The organism is Burkholderia sp. IT-111MI5, assembly GCF_949752865.1.
In the GTDB taxonomy this organism is placed as follows: Bacteria; Pseudomonadota; Gammaproteobacteria; order Burkholderiales; family Burkholderiaceae; genus Burkholderia; species Burkholderia pyrrocinia_C.
Genome location: NZ_CATKIF010000006.1, coordinates 22236 through 37215, shown reverse-complemented (window position 1 = coordinate 37215; position 14980 = coordinate 22236). Strand labels below are relative to the sequence as shown.

Annotated in this window: 12 protein-coding genes; 8 read left to right on the top strand and 4 right to left on the bottom strand. The window is 67.2% G+C overall.

Annotated features, from left to right (window positions below):
- Positions 1-318 precede the first annotated feature (318 nt).
- Both ACM6JT_RS05050 and ACM6JT_RS05045 read left to right on the top strand, forming a co-directional pair.
- Complete coding sequence (locus ACM6JT_RS05050; protein WP_414856089.1) at positions 319-1122, top strand: hypothetical protein; 804 nt, start codon at positions 319-321, stop codon at positions 1120-1122.
- A gap of 189 nt (positions 1123-1311) precedes the next feature.
- Positions 1312-3114, top strand: a complete 1803-nt coding sequence (locus ACM6JT_RS05045; protein WP_414856058.1) for an alkaline phosphatase D family protein — start codon at positions 1312-1314, stop codon at positions 3112-3114.
- 32 nt (positions 3115-3146) lie between these two features.
- Here ACM6JT_RS05045 and ACM6JT_RS05040 read toward each other — a convergent pair whose 3' ends face one another.
- From ACM6JT_RS05040 to ACM6JT_RS05025, 4 genes are all read right to left on the bottom strand, one after another.
- Positions 3147-3623 (bottom strand): DNA-deoxyinosine glycosylase, encoded by a 477-nt coding sequence (locus ACM6JT_RS05040; RefSeq protein ID WP_105391009.1) that lies wholly within the window; start codon positions 3621-3623, stop codon positions 3147-3149.
- Positions 3623-4222 (bottom strand): chorismate--pyruvate lyase family protein, encoded by a 600-nt coding sequence (locus ACM6JT_RS05035; RefSeq protein WP_105391020.1) that lies wholly within the window; start codon positions 4220-4222, stop codon positions 3623-3625. Before ACM6JT_RS05035 ends, ACM6JT_RS05040 begins: the two co-directional genes overlap by 1 nt.
- A gap of 8 nt (positions 4223-4230) precedes the next feature.
- Entirely contained in the window at positions 4231-6129 is a 1899-nt protein-coding gene (gene htpG, locus ACM6JT_RS05030) for a molecular chaperone HtpG (RefSeq protein WP_175749739.1), read from the bottom strand.
- A 158-nt stretch (positions 6130-6287) separates the two neighbouring features.
- The gene (locus ACM6JT_RS05025; RefSeq protein WP_034184798.1) at positions 6288-7745 is read right to left on the bottom strand and encodes a PLP-dependent aminotransferase family protein; all 1458 of its coding nucleotides are present in this window, start codon (positions 7743-7745) and stop codon (positions 6288-6290) included.
- 231 nt (positions 7746-7976) lie between these two features.
- Here ACM6JT_RS05025 and ACM6JT_RS05020 point away from each other — a divergent pair, with 231 nt between their 5' ends.
- The 6 genes from ACM6JT_RS05020 (at position 7977) to ACM6JT_RS04995 (ending at position 14913) form a co-directional block, all read left to right on the top strand.
- Positions 7977-8669 (top strand): VOC family protein, encoded by a 693-nt coding sequence (locus tag ACM6JT_RS05020; protein WP_217591080.1) that lies wholly within the window; start codon positions 7977-7979, stop codon positions 8667-8669.
- A 46-nt stretch (positions 8670-8715) separates the two neighbouring features.
- On the top strand, positions 8716-9624 hold the full coding sequence (locus ACM6JT_RS05015; RefSeq protein ID WP_034184796.1) for a DMT family transporter: 909 nt from the start codon (positions 8716-8718) through the stop codon (positions 9622-9624).
- Between the two features lie 152 nt (positions 9625-9776).
- Positions 9777-10958 (top strand): PLP-dependent aminotransferase family protein, encoded by a 1182-nt coding sequence (locus tag ACM6JT_RS05010; RefSeq protein ID WP_034184795.1) that lies wholly within the window; start codon positions 9777-9779, stop codon positions 10956-10958.
- Between the two features lie 44 nt (positions 10959-11002).
- Positions 11003-11461, top strand: a complete 459-nt coding sequence (locus ACM6JT_RS05005; protein WP_006478174.1) for a RidA family protein — start codon at positions 11003-11005, stop codon at positions 11459-11461.
- Positions 11462-11474: 13 nt separating this feature from the next.
- Positions 11475-12356, top strand: coding sequence for a PhzF family phenazine biosynthesis protein (locus ACM6JT_RS05000; RefSeq protein ID WP_414856057.1), 882 nt, complete (start codon positions 11475-11477; stop codon positions 12354-12356).
- A 217-nt stretch (positions 12357-12573) separates the two neighbouring features.
- A complete protein-coding gene (locus ACM6JT_RS04995) occupies positions 12574-14913 on the top strand; it encodes an EAL domain-containing protein (RefSeq protein ID WP_034184793.1) in 2340 nt (779 codons plus the stop codon).
- The last annotated feature ends 67 nt before the right edge of the window (positions 14914-14980 follow it).

Genomic DNA, 14980 nt, shown 5'->3' with positions numbered 1-14980 from the left:
AGGATAGCATTGGTGCGGGGTGGCGCCTGTTGGAGGCAGATTCACCGCTACGCTCCGTTGATCGGTATGCGTGCACCCATGGTCGGCGTGAACGATAATGCATCGCATCGGCGTTAGAGGAAGTTGCCTGATGGAGACCGCCGCCTTTCCGCCCGTCCACGTCGAGCCGCAACTGCTCGCTGCGATGCGTGATCGCCAGCGGCAAGCTCGCTGGCGGAACGGTCCGCGTCACGACCGTCGAACGACGACGGACCACATGGCCTCGCACGACAGGAAGCGTTGCTGGAATGGCTCATACTGGAAAACCTGGAGGTTTCAATGGCCGATCACGACAGACAACATCCACTACGCCCGTTCCTGAAAAATTGGGTTTGGGAGCACGGCCGAATCGGGACTCGCTATCTGGACTGCGTCGATGGCGAAATCAAGTTCGATGAAGGCAAGAAATCGCATTTCGCTGCCGAGAAAACTATTTACGTGCCGCTGGGCAAGAACGCTGACGACGATGCATCTGCGGATGGTCCTGCGATCCACGAGTCGGGACTCGCCCGCTTCTTGCGGGCTGCGCAGCTGGGCACGCCGGAGGAAGCCGGTTCCGTGGCGGAGGTTCAGCGCGCAGTGCAGGACTGCGTGGAGATCGGCCTGTTCAGCGCGTATCAATCGGAGGCTCGACAGGCATTTGCCCGCTACGCGCAGGAACCCATGTTCGAGGACGAGATCCGCGCGGCGGTTGTCGACGACATCCGGCGAATTTACGTCGGCATGAGAGAGCAGCTGGCGCTGTACGATTTCACTGTGCTCTACGGCTTGCCCACGCCGCTGCTGATCAGCGATACACCCTTCACCGACTGGCGCGTGATCGCCAGTCCGGCACTTCCGTTCGTGTCGCTTCCGCTGGGACCTTACTGCCTGCTGGTAGGCGCGCCGTCGGGCAGGAGTAGTCGAGTCGGCCCGGTGGTCTGGAAGGCCGCTGCCGCGATGGGTCCATTGAAGGACCACAACCGTCGGATCGAAGAGCACGCACGTCTGTGGCTGGTGGCGACCACCGATGACCAACTCGTCGCTGCACAAAGTCGCATTGCCGCGGCCATGGGCGCCAGGCAAGGCGATGCGAAGCCCTGACCCGTGGAGTCGAGTCGTGGCGCGGCAGCATCAGGTTCGGTTTGTCCGTTGCCGCGCCTTTCGATTTCGCAACCGGCCGTTCGGCGCGGAGAAGTCGAACGGCACTGAAGGTTCGCGAGGCACGATCGCGTACTGCTGCATCGCGACGCGCCTCTCCCGGCATCCATAGTATGTCGATCGGGAGGATCGATGGACCGCCGCCATTTCCTCAAGTCGTCGACCTTTTTCACGATTGCGGCAGCCACCGGTACGCTTGGCGTTCCACGGTCGGCCCCGTCCGCCGGCACGGTGCGCAAAGGCCGCTATCGGTTCCCGCAGGGCGTCGCCAGCGGTGATCCGCGCGATCGCTCCGTCGTGTTCTGGACGCGCTGCGTGCCGGTCTTCGAGGACGCGCGGCATCGCGCAAAAGGCGTCGCGCACACGGTACCGTTACGGCTCGAAGTATCGACGCGGCCGGATTTCTCGGCTCTCGTCGCCAGCGTACCGCTGAGGGCACGCGCCACCTATGACTTCACCGTGCGCGCGAAGGTAACGGAGCTCTCACCGAATATCACGTACCACTACCGGTTCGTCGCCGGCGACGACGTGAGTGCCAGCGGCGTCGCGCGCACGGCTCCGGATGCCGATGAGGCCAACGACCGCGTTCGCTTCGCATGGCTCACCTGCCAGGACTGGAGCATCAATCACTGGCAAGCCATGAGCCTGCTGGCAGCCGAAAGCGATCTCGATTTCGTCGTGCATGTCGGCGATTACATCTATGAAACGGTCGGGGCCGCGAGACCCGGCGCGGTCGAGGCGGCGCATCCTCCGCTGCGCCTGCCTGACGGAAAGCCTGTCGCCGATGGCCGCGTGTATGCCGATACGCTCGAAGACTATCGGACGCTCTACCGCACCTATCGCACCGACCCGCGCTTGCAGACGCTGCACCGGCGCCTGCCGATGATCGCGATATGGGACGACCACGAATTTTCCGACGACGGCTGGCAGGATCATCAGGTCTACACCAACGAGGAAAGGCAGGAGACGCAGCGCCGCCGCAACGCCAGTCGCGCGTGGGCGGAGTACATGCCGGTGGACTGGAGCGACGTGCGCTTCGAACCGGACAATCCGTCGTACACCAACATTCGTATCTATCGCGAATTTCGCTTCGGCATGCTGATGCATCTCGTGATGACGGATGAGCGGCTGTATCGCGACGACCATGTCGTCAGCGAGGCGGCTGTCGCGCGCGCACACGGACACGACCCGGTCAATGGCGATGACGCAGCCGGCTCGCGCTACTTCGTCAACCAGAACGTGCTGCAGCGCTTCGAGGCGCGGGGTACCGCGCAGCTTGGTCGCGCGCCGTCGATGCTCGGCCCGGAGCAGACGCAATGGTGGAAGGCCACGCTAAAGGGTTCGCCTGCGACCTGGAAGGTGTGGGGCAACGAGGTGATGTTGAACCGTCTGTGGGCCGTGATGCCGGGCGCGCCGAAGACACCGGCAGCACGCCTCGTGGTCGATTGCGACGCATGGGACGGCTATCCGGCGCACAAGCACGAACTGCTCTCATACCTGAACGAACAGGGGATCCGCAACGTCGTCGCGATCAGCGGCGACCTGCATGCGTTTCAGTGCGGCGTCGTGCGGGACGACCCCGACCCGGAAAAAGGTACGCCCGTGGCCGTCGATTTCGTGTGCGCAGGCATCAGCAGCGCGTCCTTCTATTCCTACCTGAAAGCCGCATGGGCCGGCACGCCGCTTGTGTCGCTGGCCGCCACCCCGGCCAAACTCGACACCTTCCTGATGACGAACAACCCCGATCTGGGCTACGCCGACCACGACGCACAGGGTTATGCGTCAGCCACCGTCACGCCGGAGCGTTTTTCCGTGGTGTTCAACAAAGTGAGGCCGTTGAACCCGGACGGCACCGCGCCCGCGGATGCCCTGCTCGAGCGCACGCGGCTGACCGTGCCCAAGGACTCGGTCGAGGTACGCGTCGAGCGCTTCTAGCTTCACTCTTCAGCGATGGCGCATGCGCGCGATCAGGATTCGACTTCGCGCCAACGCAGCAGCTTTTGCTCGAACGAAAGCGAAGCATTCGCCGGGCTCGAAGACGGCAGGACGAGCGTTTCGTAACCGGCGGCGCCGATCACTTCAGCAAACCGCCCCGCCGTCTTGCCGTTGAAGCAGACCTTCTTCAGCAACGGCGCATGCTCACGCAACGAGTCGAAGTCGTTCGGCTTCGCATTCCGGATCGCCGAATCGAGACTGCCTTCGCGATGGCACGCGGCGAGCACGTCCCAGATGCCGATGCCGTGCTTCAACACGCGTTCGAGCCGCGCATCGTAATCGAGCGCGTGCAGTTCCGGCTCACGCAGAACCGCCCCCAAAAGCCGCCAGAACTGATTGCGCGGATGCGCGTAGTACTGCGCGGCATCGAGCGACGCCTCGCCCGGAAAGCTGCCGAGGATCATCGTATGCGTATTCGGCCCGACCACCGGCCCGAAGCCCTGCAGCATCACGCGCCTCCGCCCTGGCCGCCCGAGCGCGGCCCGTCGCCATGCGCGTCGAGATGACGCCACAGCGCCGGCAGCATGCACTCGGTGACCATCAACGGTTTGCCGTGACGCTGGAACACCGAGCGCCGCGCCACGAACGCGTGCGGCGCGCGCGCGCCTACGCCGAGCGCATGGCTCGCGAGCGCATACAGCGGATGGCCCGCGATCACGCGCCGGCTGACGAGCGCCGAGCGCTCGACCTGCGGATCGCTGTACAGCAGCTCCGCCAGCGGCCGCGTGCGCAGCCGCCGCATCGCCTGCCACACGCCCTTGCTTGCGGCGAGCGGCGCGATGCTGTGCGCGGCGACGTACGGCGTTCCGTCGACCGACAGGAGCACCTCGCGCACCCACATCGGTGCGCGCGGCGAACTGGCCAGCGCGTCGGGCTCGTCGAACCACGGACAGTCGACGGCCTCGCGCGTCACGCGCACGTTCACGCGGCCGAGCCGCGCGAGATGCGCGGTCAGCGATCCGCCGCGCGTCAGCCAGTCGCGCTGATCGAGCGTGCAGCCAGGCCGCGGCGTCTCGCGCCAGCCGGCCTGACCGCCGTCGAATCGCATGCGTGCGTTCACGCGGCGCGCGACAGCAGCAGCGCGTTGGTCCGCTTCACGAAGCTCGCCGGATCGTCGAGCATGCCGCCTTCGGCCAGCAGCGCCTGGTCGAACAGCAGATGGCACCAGTCGCCGAAATCGGCGCTGTCGGCGTTCAGTTGCTTCACGAGCGCATGCTCGGGGTTGATCTCGAGGATCGGCTGCATCGCCGGCGCGTTCTGGCCGGCCGCCTTCAGCATCCGCTGCAGGTAGCCGCTCATGTCGTTGTCGTCCGCGACGAGGCACGACGGCGAATCGGTCAGGCGGAACGTGACGCGTACTTCCTTCACCCTGTCGCCGAGCGCTTCCTTCATCTTCTCGACGACGGGCTTGATCGCCTCGCCCGCTTGCTCCTGCGCCTTCTTCTCTTCGTCGTTCAGTTCGCCGAGATCGAGGTCGCCGCGCGCGACGCTCGCGAGCGGCTTGCCGTCGAACTCGTTGAGGAACGACAGCATCCATTCGTCGACGCGGTCGGTCAGCAGCAGCACCTCGACGCCCTTCTTGCGGAACACTTCGAGATGCGGGCTGTTCTTCGCGGCCTGCCACGTATCGGCCGTCACGTAGTAGATCTTGCTCTGCTCGGGCTTCATGCGCGACACGTAGTCGGCGAGCGACACGTCCTGCGCGTCGGTGTCGCCGTGCGTCGACGCGAAGCGCAGCAGCTTCGCGATGCGCTCGCGGTTCGCGTGATCCTCGCCGAGGCCTTCCTTCAGCACCTGGCCGAACGCGCCCCAGAACGTCTTGTACTTTTCCTTGCCGGCATCCTCTTCCGCGTTCGCGAGCTCTTCGAGCATCGACAGCGCGCGCTTCGTCACGCCTTCGCGGATCGCCTTCACGTCGCGGCTTTCCTGCAGGATCTCGCGCGACACGTTCAGCGGCAGGTCGGCCGAATCGACGACGCCCTTCACGAAGCGCAGGTATTGCGGCAGCAGCTGCTCGGCGTCGTCCATGATGAACACGCGCTTCACGTACAGCTTCAGGCCACCGCGATAGTCGCGGTTCCACAGGTCGAACGGCGCGTGCGACGGCACGAACAGCAGTTGCGTGTATTCGCTGCGGCCCTCGACGCGGTTGTGCGTCCACGTGAGCGGATCCTGGTGGTCGTGCGCGACGTGCTGGTAGAACTGCGTGTACTGCTCGTCGGTGATGTCGCTCTTCGACCGCGTCCACAGCGCGCTCGCCTGGTTGACGGTCTCGTCCTCGTCCTTCAGGACCATCTCGCCCTTTTCCTGATCCCATTCTTCCTTCTGCATCAGGATCGGCAGCGCGATGTGGTCGGAGTACTTCTGGATGATCGACTTCAGGCGGTGCGACGACAGCAGCTCGTCCTCGCCTTCGCGCAGATGCAGCGTGATCGTCGTGCCGCGCTGCGCGCGCTCGATCGCGTCGATCGTGAAATCGCCCTCGCCCGCGCTTTCCCAGCGCACCGCTTCGTTCGCCGGCAGGCCCGCGCGGCGCGTCTCGACGGTGATCTTGTCCGCGACGATGAAGCCCGAGTAGAAGCCGACGCCGAACTGGCCGATCAGCGCCGCGTCCTTCTGCTGGTCGCCGGACAGTTTCGTGAAGAATTCCTTGGTGCCCGAACGCGCGATCGTGCCGAGGTTCGCGATCGCCTCGTCGCGGCTCATGCCGATACCGTTGTCGTCGATCGTGATCGTGCGCGCGGCCTTGTCGAAGCCGATGCGGATGCGCAGGTTCGGATCGTTCTCGTACAGCGCGTTGTCCGCGAGCCCCTCGAAACGCAGCTTGTCGGCCGCGTCGGACGCGTTCGACACCAGTTCGCGCAGGAAGATTTCCTTGTTGCTGTAGAGCGAATGAATCATCAGGTGGAGGAGTTGCTTGACCTCTGCCTGAAAGCTCATCGTTTCGTGTGCCATGGATGCTGTTTCCTCTTACTTGAACTTGAATGGTGTGCCGCAGGCGCCCGGCGCGCGATACCGGCAAGCCCGTGAAGGACGACCGCGCGGCGCCAGCGGTTTGCGCGCGTATCTGGGGACGGGCGACGGGATTTCAAGGGCCGGCGGCCCGCACCGCGTCACGACGCCCGCCGCACCGCCGAATCGATATAGCGCGCGAGAAACCCCGGCAACGCCGGATCGCCACAGTTCGCGACGTTGAAGCGCGTCCACGTCGACGGCGACTGCTGCGGCGAAAACAGGCTGCCGGGCGTCAGCAGGAACCCCTCTTCGTGCGCGGCGGCCGCGAGCGCGTCCGAATCGACGCCCGTGTCGGCCCACAGGAACATCCCGGCCGCCGGCATCGTGAAAAGCCCCAGCCCCGTGCGCTCGAGCATCCGCGCGGTCTTGTCGCGCACGCCGTCGAGCCGCGCGCGCAGCCGCTCGACATGGCGCCGGTAATGCCCCTCGGTCAGGATCTTGTAAAGCACGCGCTCGTTGAGCTCGGGCGTCGTCATCCCGACCAGCATCTTCTGGTCGGTGACCGCCTTCGCGATCTCCGGCGCGCACGCGACATAACCGACCCGCAGGTTCGCCGCGAGCGTCTTCGAATAGCTGCCGAGGTAGATCACGCGCTTCAGCTGGTCGAGACTCGCGAGGCGCGTGGCCGGATAGCTCGGCGGGCACAGGTCGCCGTACACGTCGTCCTCGACGACGAGAAAGTCGTATGCCTCCGCGAGCTTCAGGATCCGGAATGCCTGCGCGGCCGACAGCGACGTGCCGGTCGGGTTCTGCAGCACCGAGTTGATCACGAGCATCTTCGGCCGCCACATCTGCACGAGCGTCTCGAGCGCGTCGAGATCGGGGCCGTCCGGCGTGTACGGCATCCCGACGAGCTGCGCGCCCTGCGACGCGAAGCGGCCGAACATCTGGAACCACGCGGGATCGCCGACGATCACCGCGTCGCCCGGCCGCACGTAGATCCGCGAAATCAGGTCGATTGCCTGCGTGATCCCCGATACCAGCACGAGCTGGTCGGGGGTCGCGCCGATCTCGACTTCGGCGAGGCGCGTCTGCAGTTGCTGGCGCAGCGGCAGGAAACCCTGCGCCGTGCCGAAGCCGAGCATCTGCGCGCCGGACTGGCGCCCGAGCGCGCGCAGCGCGCCGGTGATCAGCTCGCCGTCGAGCCAGCGGCCCGGCAGGTAGCCGAGACCGGGCCCCTTTTCCGGGCTGACGGTGTGCAGCATGTTGCGCAGCAGCCAGACGACGTCGATCGTGTTGTGCACCGGCGCGGCTTCGGATCCGCGCGCCACGTTGTCGACCGGCTGCGGGCCGGCCGTGCGCTCGCGCACGTAGAAACCGGAGCCGCGCCGCGAGTCGAGGTAACCCTGCGCGACGAGGCGCTCGTACGCCTCGACGACGGTAAAGCGCGACACGCTCTTGTCGAGCGCGAGCTTGCGGATCGACGGCATCCGCATGCCGGGACGGAACACGCGTTCGTCGATGCGCCGCCGGGCCCACTGGACCAGCTGGTCGACGAGCGTGAGCGTGGCCGTATCGTGCGGCACGGGAATCTGGGCGAGTGGAACGGTGGACATGGGGCGGCAACTCCAACTGTACCGAAGGCTATCGCGCCGATTGTACCGTTACTGTGCCGGTGCCGACGATTACAGTTGACCGCAACGGCGACCGTGCGGCCGCCGTTCCGGCCCTGCCGCACCTGGAGCCGCGCCGGCCAGCCTGATCCGCGGCCCGTGCGCCGGCCGGTCCGGCAACCGCCCGGCGCAACGCCCGCCTACCATGACACTTTCGCTTCCCGACCGACGTTCATGCCAGCCCGTTCCCTGACACTCGACCATCTCGTGATCGCCGCGCGCACGCTCGACGAAGGCGTGCGCCATGTCGCCGACGCGCTCGGCATCGAACCGGCCGGCGGCGGCCGCCACCCGCTGATGCGGACCCACAATGCGCTGTTCGGCGCATGGGGCGGGCTCTACCTCGAAGTGATCGCGATCGACCCCGATGCCCCCGCCCCGGACGATGGTGCAGCGCCGCCGCGCGCACGGCTGTTCGCGCTCGACGATCCGGCGATGCACGCCCGGCTCGCGCAGGGCCCGTTTCTCGCGCACTGGGTCGCGCGCGTCGACCGTCCGCGCCAGCTCGCGCTGTGGCAGAGCCAGTATCCGGCCCGCATCCCGCCCGTCGTCGCGATGCGGCGCGGCGACCTGAGCTGGGGCCTCACGGTGCCCGACGACGGCGCGTTCCCCGCATGGCAGGGTGCGGGCGACGGTCTCGTGCCGTCGCTGATCCAATGGGACAGCCCGCACCATCCGGCCGAATCGCTGCCGCAAGACGGCGTCGCGCTGAAGTCGCTCAAGGGCGCCCACCCGCGCGCCGAGGTCATCCGCGAGCAGCTCGACTGGCTCGGTGCCGCCCACCTGCTCGACCTCGAAACCGGCGACGGCCCGCCCGCGCTGGTCGCCGAATTCGATACGCCGCAGGGCGCACGCACGCTGCGCTGAAAGCCCGTCCATTACAACCACCCTGCAATTCGGAGACACCTTCGACATGAATTCGCGCGAAACCCGGGGCATGCTGCTCGGCCTGATCGGCGTGATGATCTTCAGCCTGACGCTGCCGATGACGCGCATCGTCGTGTCCGAACTCAATCCGCTGCTCAACGGGCTCGGCCGCGCGCTCGCCGCCGCCGTGCCGGCCGGCCTGCTGCTGTGGTGGCGCCGCGAGCCGCTGCCGACCCGCGCGCAGCTGAAAAGCCTCGCGATCACGTCGGCCGGCGTGATCATCGCGTATCCGGTGTTCTCGGCATGGGCGATGAAATCCGTGCCGGCCTCGCACGGCGCGGTCGTCAACGGGCTGCAGCCGCTGTTCGTCGCGCTGTATGCGGCATGGCTGTCGCACGAGCGGCCGTCGAAGGCGTTCTGGGCCAGCGCGGTGGCCGGCAGCGCGCTCGTGATCGCGTTCGCGCTGCGCGACGGCGGCGGCACCGTGCAGGCCGGCGACGCGCTGATGCTCGTCGCGGTCGGCATCGGCGCGCTCGGTTATGCGGAAGGCGCGCGCCTCGCTCGCCAGATCGGCGGCTGGCAGGTGATCTGCTGGGCGCTCGTCGTGTCCGCGCCGTTCCTCGTGCTGCCGGTCGGCTGGCTCGCGTGGCTGCAGCATGCCGCGCATCCGGGCCCGCTCGCGCTGCGCACGTGGCTCGCGTTCGGCTACGTGACCCTTTTTTCGCAGTTCATCGGCTTCTTCGCGTGGTACGCGGGGCTCGCGATGGGCGGCATCGCGCGCGTCGGCCAGGTGCAGCTGCTGCAGATTTTCTTCACGATTGCATTTTCCGCGCTGCTGTTCGGCGAAACGGTCACGCCGTCGACGTGGCTGTTCGCGGCCGCCGTGATCGCCACCGTGGTGCTCGGGCGCCGCTCGGCGGTCGCCACCGCCGCGCAACCGGCTCGCGCCGGCTGAACAGGTGCGCCATAATGACTGTTTTGCCTGATCGGTTTTGCCCACCCGGCCGCGAAGGCTCGACCGCGCTCGCGCATGCCCACCCGGCGGCGTCGAAGCGATCCGCCCGAACGACCTTTCTTGACTGACCACGATATCCGAACGAGGAGACTATGAATCCGAGCGACCTGCATCCGCCGCACTGGCAGCTTTCCGAACGCGCCCGCAAGCTGACGAGCTCTGCGATCCGCGAGATCCTGAAGGTCACGGAACGCCCCGAGGTCATCTCGTTCGCCGGCGGCCTGCCCGCCCCCGCGACGTTCCCGGCCGAGCGCATGCGCGCCGCCGCCGACCGCGTGCTGCGTGACGCGCCGGCCGCCGCGCTCCAGTACAGCGCGACCGAAGGCTACCTGCCGCTGCGCGAGTGGATCGCCGAGCGCTACAGCGTGCGCGTGTCGCAGGTGCTGATCACGACCGGCTCGCAGCAGGCGCTCGACCTGCTCGGCAAGGCACTCATCGATCCGGGCAGCCCGATCCTCGTCGAAACGCCGACCTACCTCGGCGCGCTGCAGTCGTTCTCGCTGTACGAGCCGCGCTACGTGCAGGTGCCGACCGACGAGCAGGGCCTGCTGCCGGAAGGCCTCACGCCCGAGCTCACGCAAGGTGCGCGCCTCCTGTACGCGCAGCCGAACTTCCAGAACCCGACCGGCCGACGCCTGCCCGTCGAGCGCCGCCGCGCGCTCGCCGCGTTCGCGCAGTCGAGCCCGTTCCCGGTGCTGGAAGACGATCCGTACGGCGCGCTGAACTACCGCGGCGAGCCGCTGCCGACGATGCTGTCGATGGCGCCCGACCACGTCGTGCACCTCGGCACGTTCTCGAAGGTGCTCGCACCGGGCCTGCGGATCGGCTACATCATTGCCCCCGAGGAACTCCACTTCAAGCTGGTGCAGGCCAAGCAGGCCACCGACCTGCACACGCCGACCCTGACCCAGCGCATCGCGCACGAAGTGATCAAGGACGGCTTCCTCGACGAGCACATCCCGACGATCCGCGAGCTGTACAGCGCGCAATGCGACGCGATGCTCGGCGCGCTCGCGCGCCACATGCCGGAAGGCGTCACGTGGAACCGCCCGGAAGGCGGGATGTTCATCTGGGTGAACCTGCCCGCGCAGATCGACAGCATGAAGCTGCTCGCCGCGGCGGTCGACAATCACGTCGCCTTCGTGCCGGGCGCGCCGTTCTTCGCGGACGACGCGCAGCAGAACACGCTGCGCCTGTCGTTCGTCACGGTGCCGCCCGAGAAGATCGAGGAAGGCGTGGCTCGCCTCGGCAAGCTGCTGCGCGAGCGCCTCTGATCCCACCCTTTTCCTGTCACGACTCTCTACGAGGAATCGAACGCATGGCTAACGTCTACGACAAACTGAAGTCGCTCGGCATCGAGCTCCCGACCGCCGGCGCACCGGCCGCCGCCTACGTGATGAGCGCGCAAAGCGGCAACACGGTCTACCTGTCGGGCCACATCGCGAAGAAGGACGGCAAGGTCTGGGCCGGCAAGCTCGGCGCGGATCTGCAGACGGAAGACGGCAAGGCGGCCGCACGCTCGATCGCGATCGACCTGCTCGCGACGCTGCACGCGCACACCGGCGACCTGAACAAGGTCACGCGCATCGTCAAGCTGATGAGCCTCGTCAACTCGACGCTCGACTTCACCGAACAGCACGTCGTGACGAACGGCGCGTCGGAACTGATCGCGGAAGTGTTCGGCGATGCGGGCAAGCACGCGCGCTCGGCCTTCGGCGTCGCGCAGATCCCGCTCGGCGCGTGCGTCGAGATCGAGCTGATCGCCGAAGTCGCGTAACAGGCGCAGCGCGATGCCCGGTCATCTGGTCCGCTTCAAGCAGGTCGACGTGTTCACGTCGGTGCCGTTCAAGGGCAACCCGCTCGCCGTGGTGTTCGACGCCGATTCGCTCGGCGACGACGCCATGCTCGAGATCGCCCGCTGGACCAACCTGTCGGAAACGACGTTCGTCTGCACACCGACCGATCCGGAAGCCGACTACCGTGTACGGATCTTCACGCCGTGCGGCGAACTGCCGTTCGCCGGCCACCCGACGCTCGGCACCGCGCATGCGTTCCTCGAAAGCGGCGCGCAGCCGCGCACGCCGGGCCGGCTGATCCAGCAGTGCGGGGTCGGCCGGGTCGCGCTGCGCGAGCAGGCCGACGGCTGGGCGTTCGCCGCGCCGCCGGCACGCGTCACGCCGCTCGACCGTTCGGACTACGCGGCGCTGGCTGCCGCGTTGCGCAGCGACGCGATCGACCTGGATGCCGAGCCGTGCGCGGTCGACAACGGCGCGCCGTGGCTGGTCGTACGGCTGACGTCGGCCGACGCATGCATCGGCCTGGCGCCCGATCCGGCCGCGCTGGAAGCGCTCACGCACCGCTACGGCGCGGACGGCCTCGCGGTCTACGCGCCGCACGCCGAAGGCGGCCCCGCGACGTTCGAAATCCGCTGCCTGATGACGGGCGGCAACTTCGGCGTCGGCGAGGACCCCGTCACGGGCAGCGCCAACGCCGCGCTGGCCGGGCTGCTGACGCGGCAGGAACGCCGGCCCGGCAGGTCGTATACGGCCCGCCAGGGCACGGCGATCGGCCGCGACGGCCGCATCTTCGTCAGCTACGACGAAGACGGCACGACGTGGATCGGCGGCCACGCCGTCACGGTCGTCGACGGCACGTTCAGGTCACCTGTCTGACATTTCGCGATGTGCGATGGCGCCGGCCCGTCCGGCGCCCCTCCGATTCGCCCAACTATCGCAAAAACGTTCCAGCCAGTAATATCGGGCCTAATCCGTTGTTTCGGAGGTCTGTCCATGGTTGCGCATCCCGCGGACGAACAGACGCCGGAGCGACCCCAACCATAGCCGGCCATCCCGACGGATGGCGCACGCGAGCAGGACGCCACCCTCTTCGATGAGCTCCGCCCGGTCCAACCCTACGCCGCCGACCCGGCCGCTGCGCGCGCCGCGCAAATCGCGCCGGCGCGCGCTATTCGCGATCCCGCTGCTCGGGATGCTGGCGCTTGCGCTGCTGTGGGCCGTGATCGTCGCGCGTCTGTCGGTCGAGAAGGACAGCGCGTACAAGGAAGCGGCGGCGTCCGCGGCGATCCTGTCCTCCGCGCTCGAGCAGCATACGGTCAAGGCGATCCACCAGGTCGACCAGATCACCCGCTTCGTCAAGTTCGAGTTCGAGAAGTCGCCCGCGCGCTTCAATCTCGCGAGCACCGTCGAGAAAGGCGTCGTGCCGAGCGACACGCTGATCCAGGTGTCGCTCGTCAACGCGAAGGGCATCCTGTTCGCGAACACCGCCGAGATCCATCCGCAGCCGATCAACCTGTCCGATCGCGAGCACTTCAAGGTCCACCTCGCGCACAACGACGACCGCCTCTACATCAGCAAGCCCGTGCTCGGTCGCGTGTCGAGCCACTGGACGCTGCAGATGACGCGGCGCCTGAACAACCCGGACGGCAGCTTCGCGGGCATCGTCGTCGTGTCGGAAGACCCGAGCTATTTCACGAACGACTTCTACAACAACGCGGCGATCGGCAAGGAAGGCGTGATCGCGGTCGTGTCCGACACGGGCGGCGTGCTCGCGCGGCGCACGGGCTCGCTCAGCAACGCGCCGGGCGCGTTTTCCGCATCGGGCGTCTACCCGATCGCCGAGCGCGTGACGGGCACGATCATCGACCCGATCGACGGCGTGACGCGCATCGTGTCGTACCGCCACCTCGACGGCTACCCGCTCGCGGTGATGGTCGGGCTGTCGCAGACCGAGGAATTCGCGGATTACTACCACACGCGCAACGTCTACCTGCTGATGACGAGCTTCATCACGCTCGCGATGCTCGCGTTCTTCGGCGTCGCGACGGGCCTGATCGGCAAGCTGCTCGGCCGCGAGCGCGAGATGACGCAACTCGCGGAATTCGACCTGCTCACCGGCCTCGCGAACCGCTATGCGACGCTGCGCGGGCTGCGCAACGACGTGTCGATGCCGACGAGCCTGTCGCGGCTCGGCCTGCTGTTCATCGATCTCGACAACTTCAAGACCGTCAACGACACGCTCGGCCACAACGCCGGCGACATCGTGCTGCAGATGACCGCGTCGCGCCTGTCCGATGCGGTCGGCGACGAAGGCTCGCTCGCGCGCATCGGCGGCGACGAGTTCGTCGTCGTGATGAAGGGCGACGACGTCGAGCGGCGCGCGGTGCGGCTCGCGGAAGCGATCATCCGGATGTTCGGCGAACCGTTCGACGTGCGCGGCAGTTCGTTCGTGCTGCATGCGAGCATCGGCATCGCGCTGCACTCCGTCGCGAACGAGAGCGAGATCGACCTGCTGAAGAAGGCAGACCTCGCGATGTACAGCGCGAAGGACGCCGGCAAGAACTGCTACCAGTTCTATGCGCCGCACCTGTCGCACCGTGCCGACCACCTGATGCGCTGGGAACAGCAATTGCGCGTCGCGCTCGCCGAGGGGCAGTTGTTCCTCGCATACCAGCCGAAGATCGACCTCACGCACCGCTACATCACCGGCTTCGAGGCGCTCGCGCGCTGGGACCACCCCGAGCACGGGATCATCTCCGCGAACGAATTCATTTCGATCGCCGAATCGACGGGCCTGATCGTGCCGATCGGCGACTTCGTGATCCGCACCGCGTGCGAGCAGATCGCGCGCTGGCGCGACGAGGGCCACGACACGCTGACGCTCGCGGTCAACATCTCGCCCGTGCAGTTCTGGCGCGGCGACCTGATCGAGACGATCTCGAGCACGCTGCAGGAAACCGGCATCGACGCGAACCGGCTCGAACTCGAGATCACCGAAACCGCAATGATGGAATATCCGGAACTCGTGTCCGAGAAGATCGTCGCGCTGAAGAAGCTCGGCATCCGGATCGCACTCGACGATTTCGGCACCGGCTATTCGTCGCTGTCGTACCTGCACCGCTTCTCCGTCGACACGCTGAAGGTCGACCGCTCGTTCGTGCAGGCGATCCCGAACGATCGCAGCGTGTGCGTGATGGTGTCGTCGATCGTGCATCTCGCGCGCTCGCTCGGCCTGACCGTCGTCGTCGAAGGCACGGAAACCGAGGAGCAGATCACGTGGCTGTCCGCGCTCGGCGAGATCGAGGCGCAGGGCTTCCTGTTCTCTCGCCCGGTGCCGGCCGACGCGATTCCCGCGCTGATCGCGCGCTTCGGCGTGCGCGGCGACCATCCGAACGTCATCGCACATCGCGCGACCGGCAGCACGGGCGCCTGAGCGCACCGCGGCCCGGCTGCGGCGCGCGTTGCGCGCTGCCGCAATTATTTCGTTTTCCGATCCGATT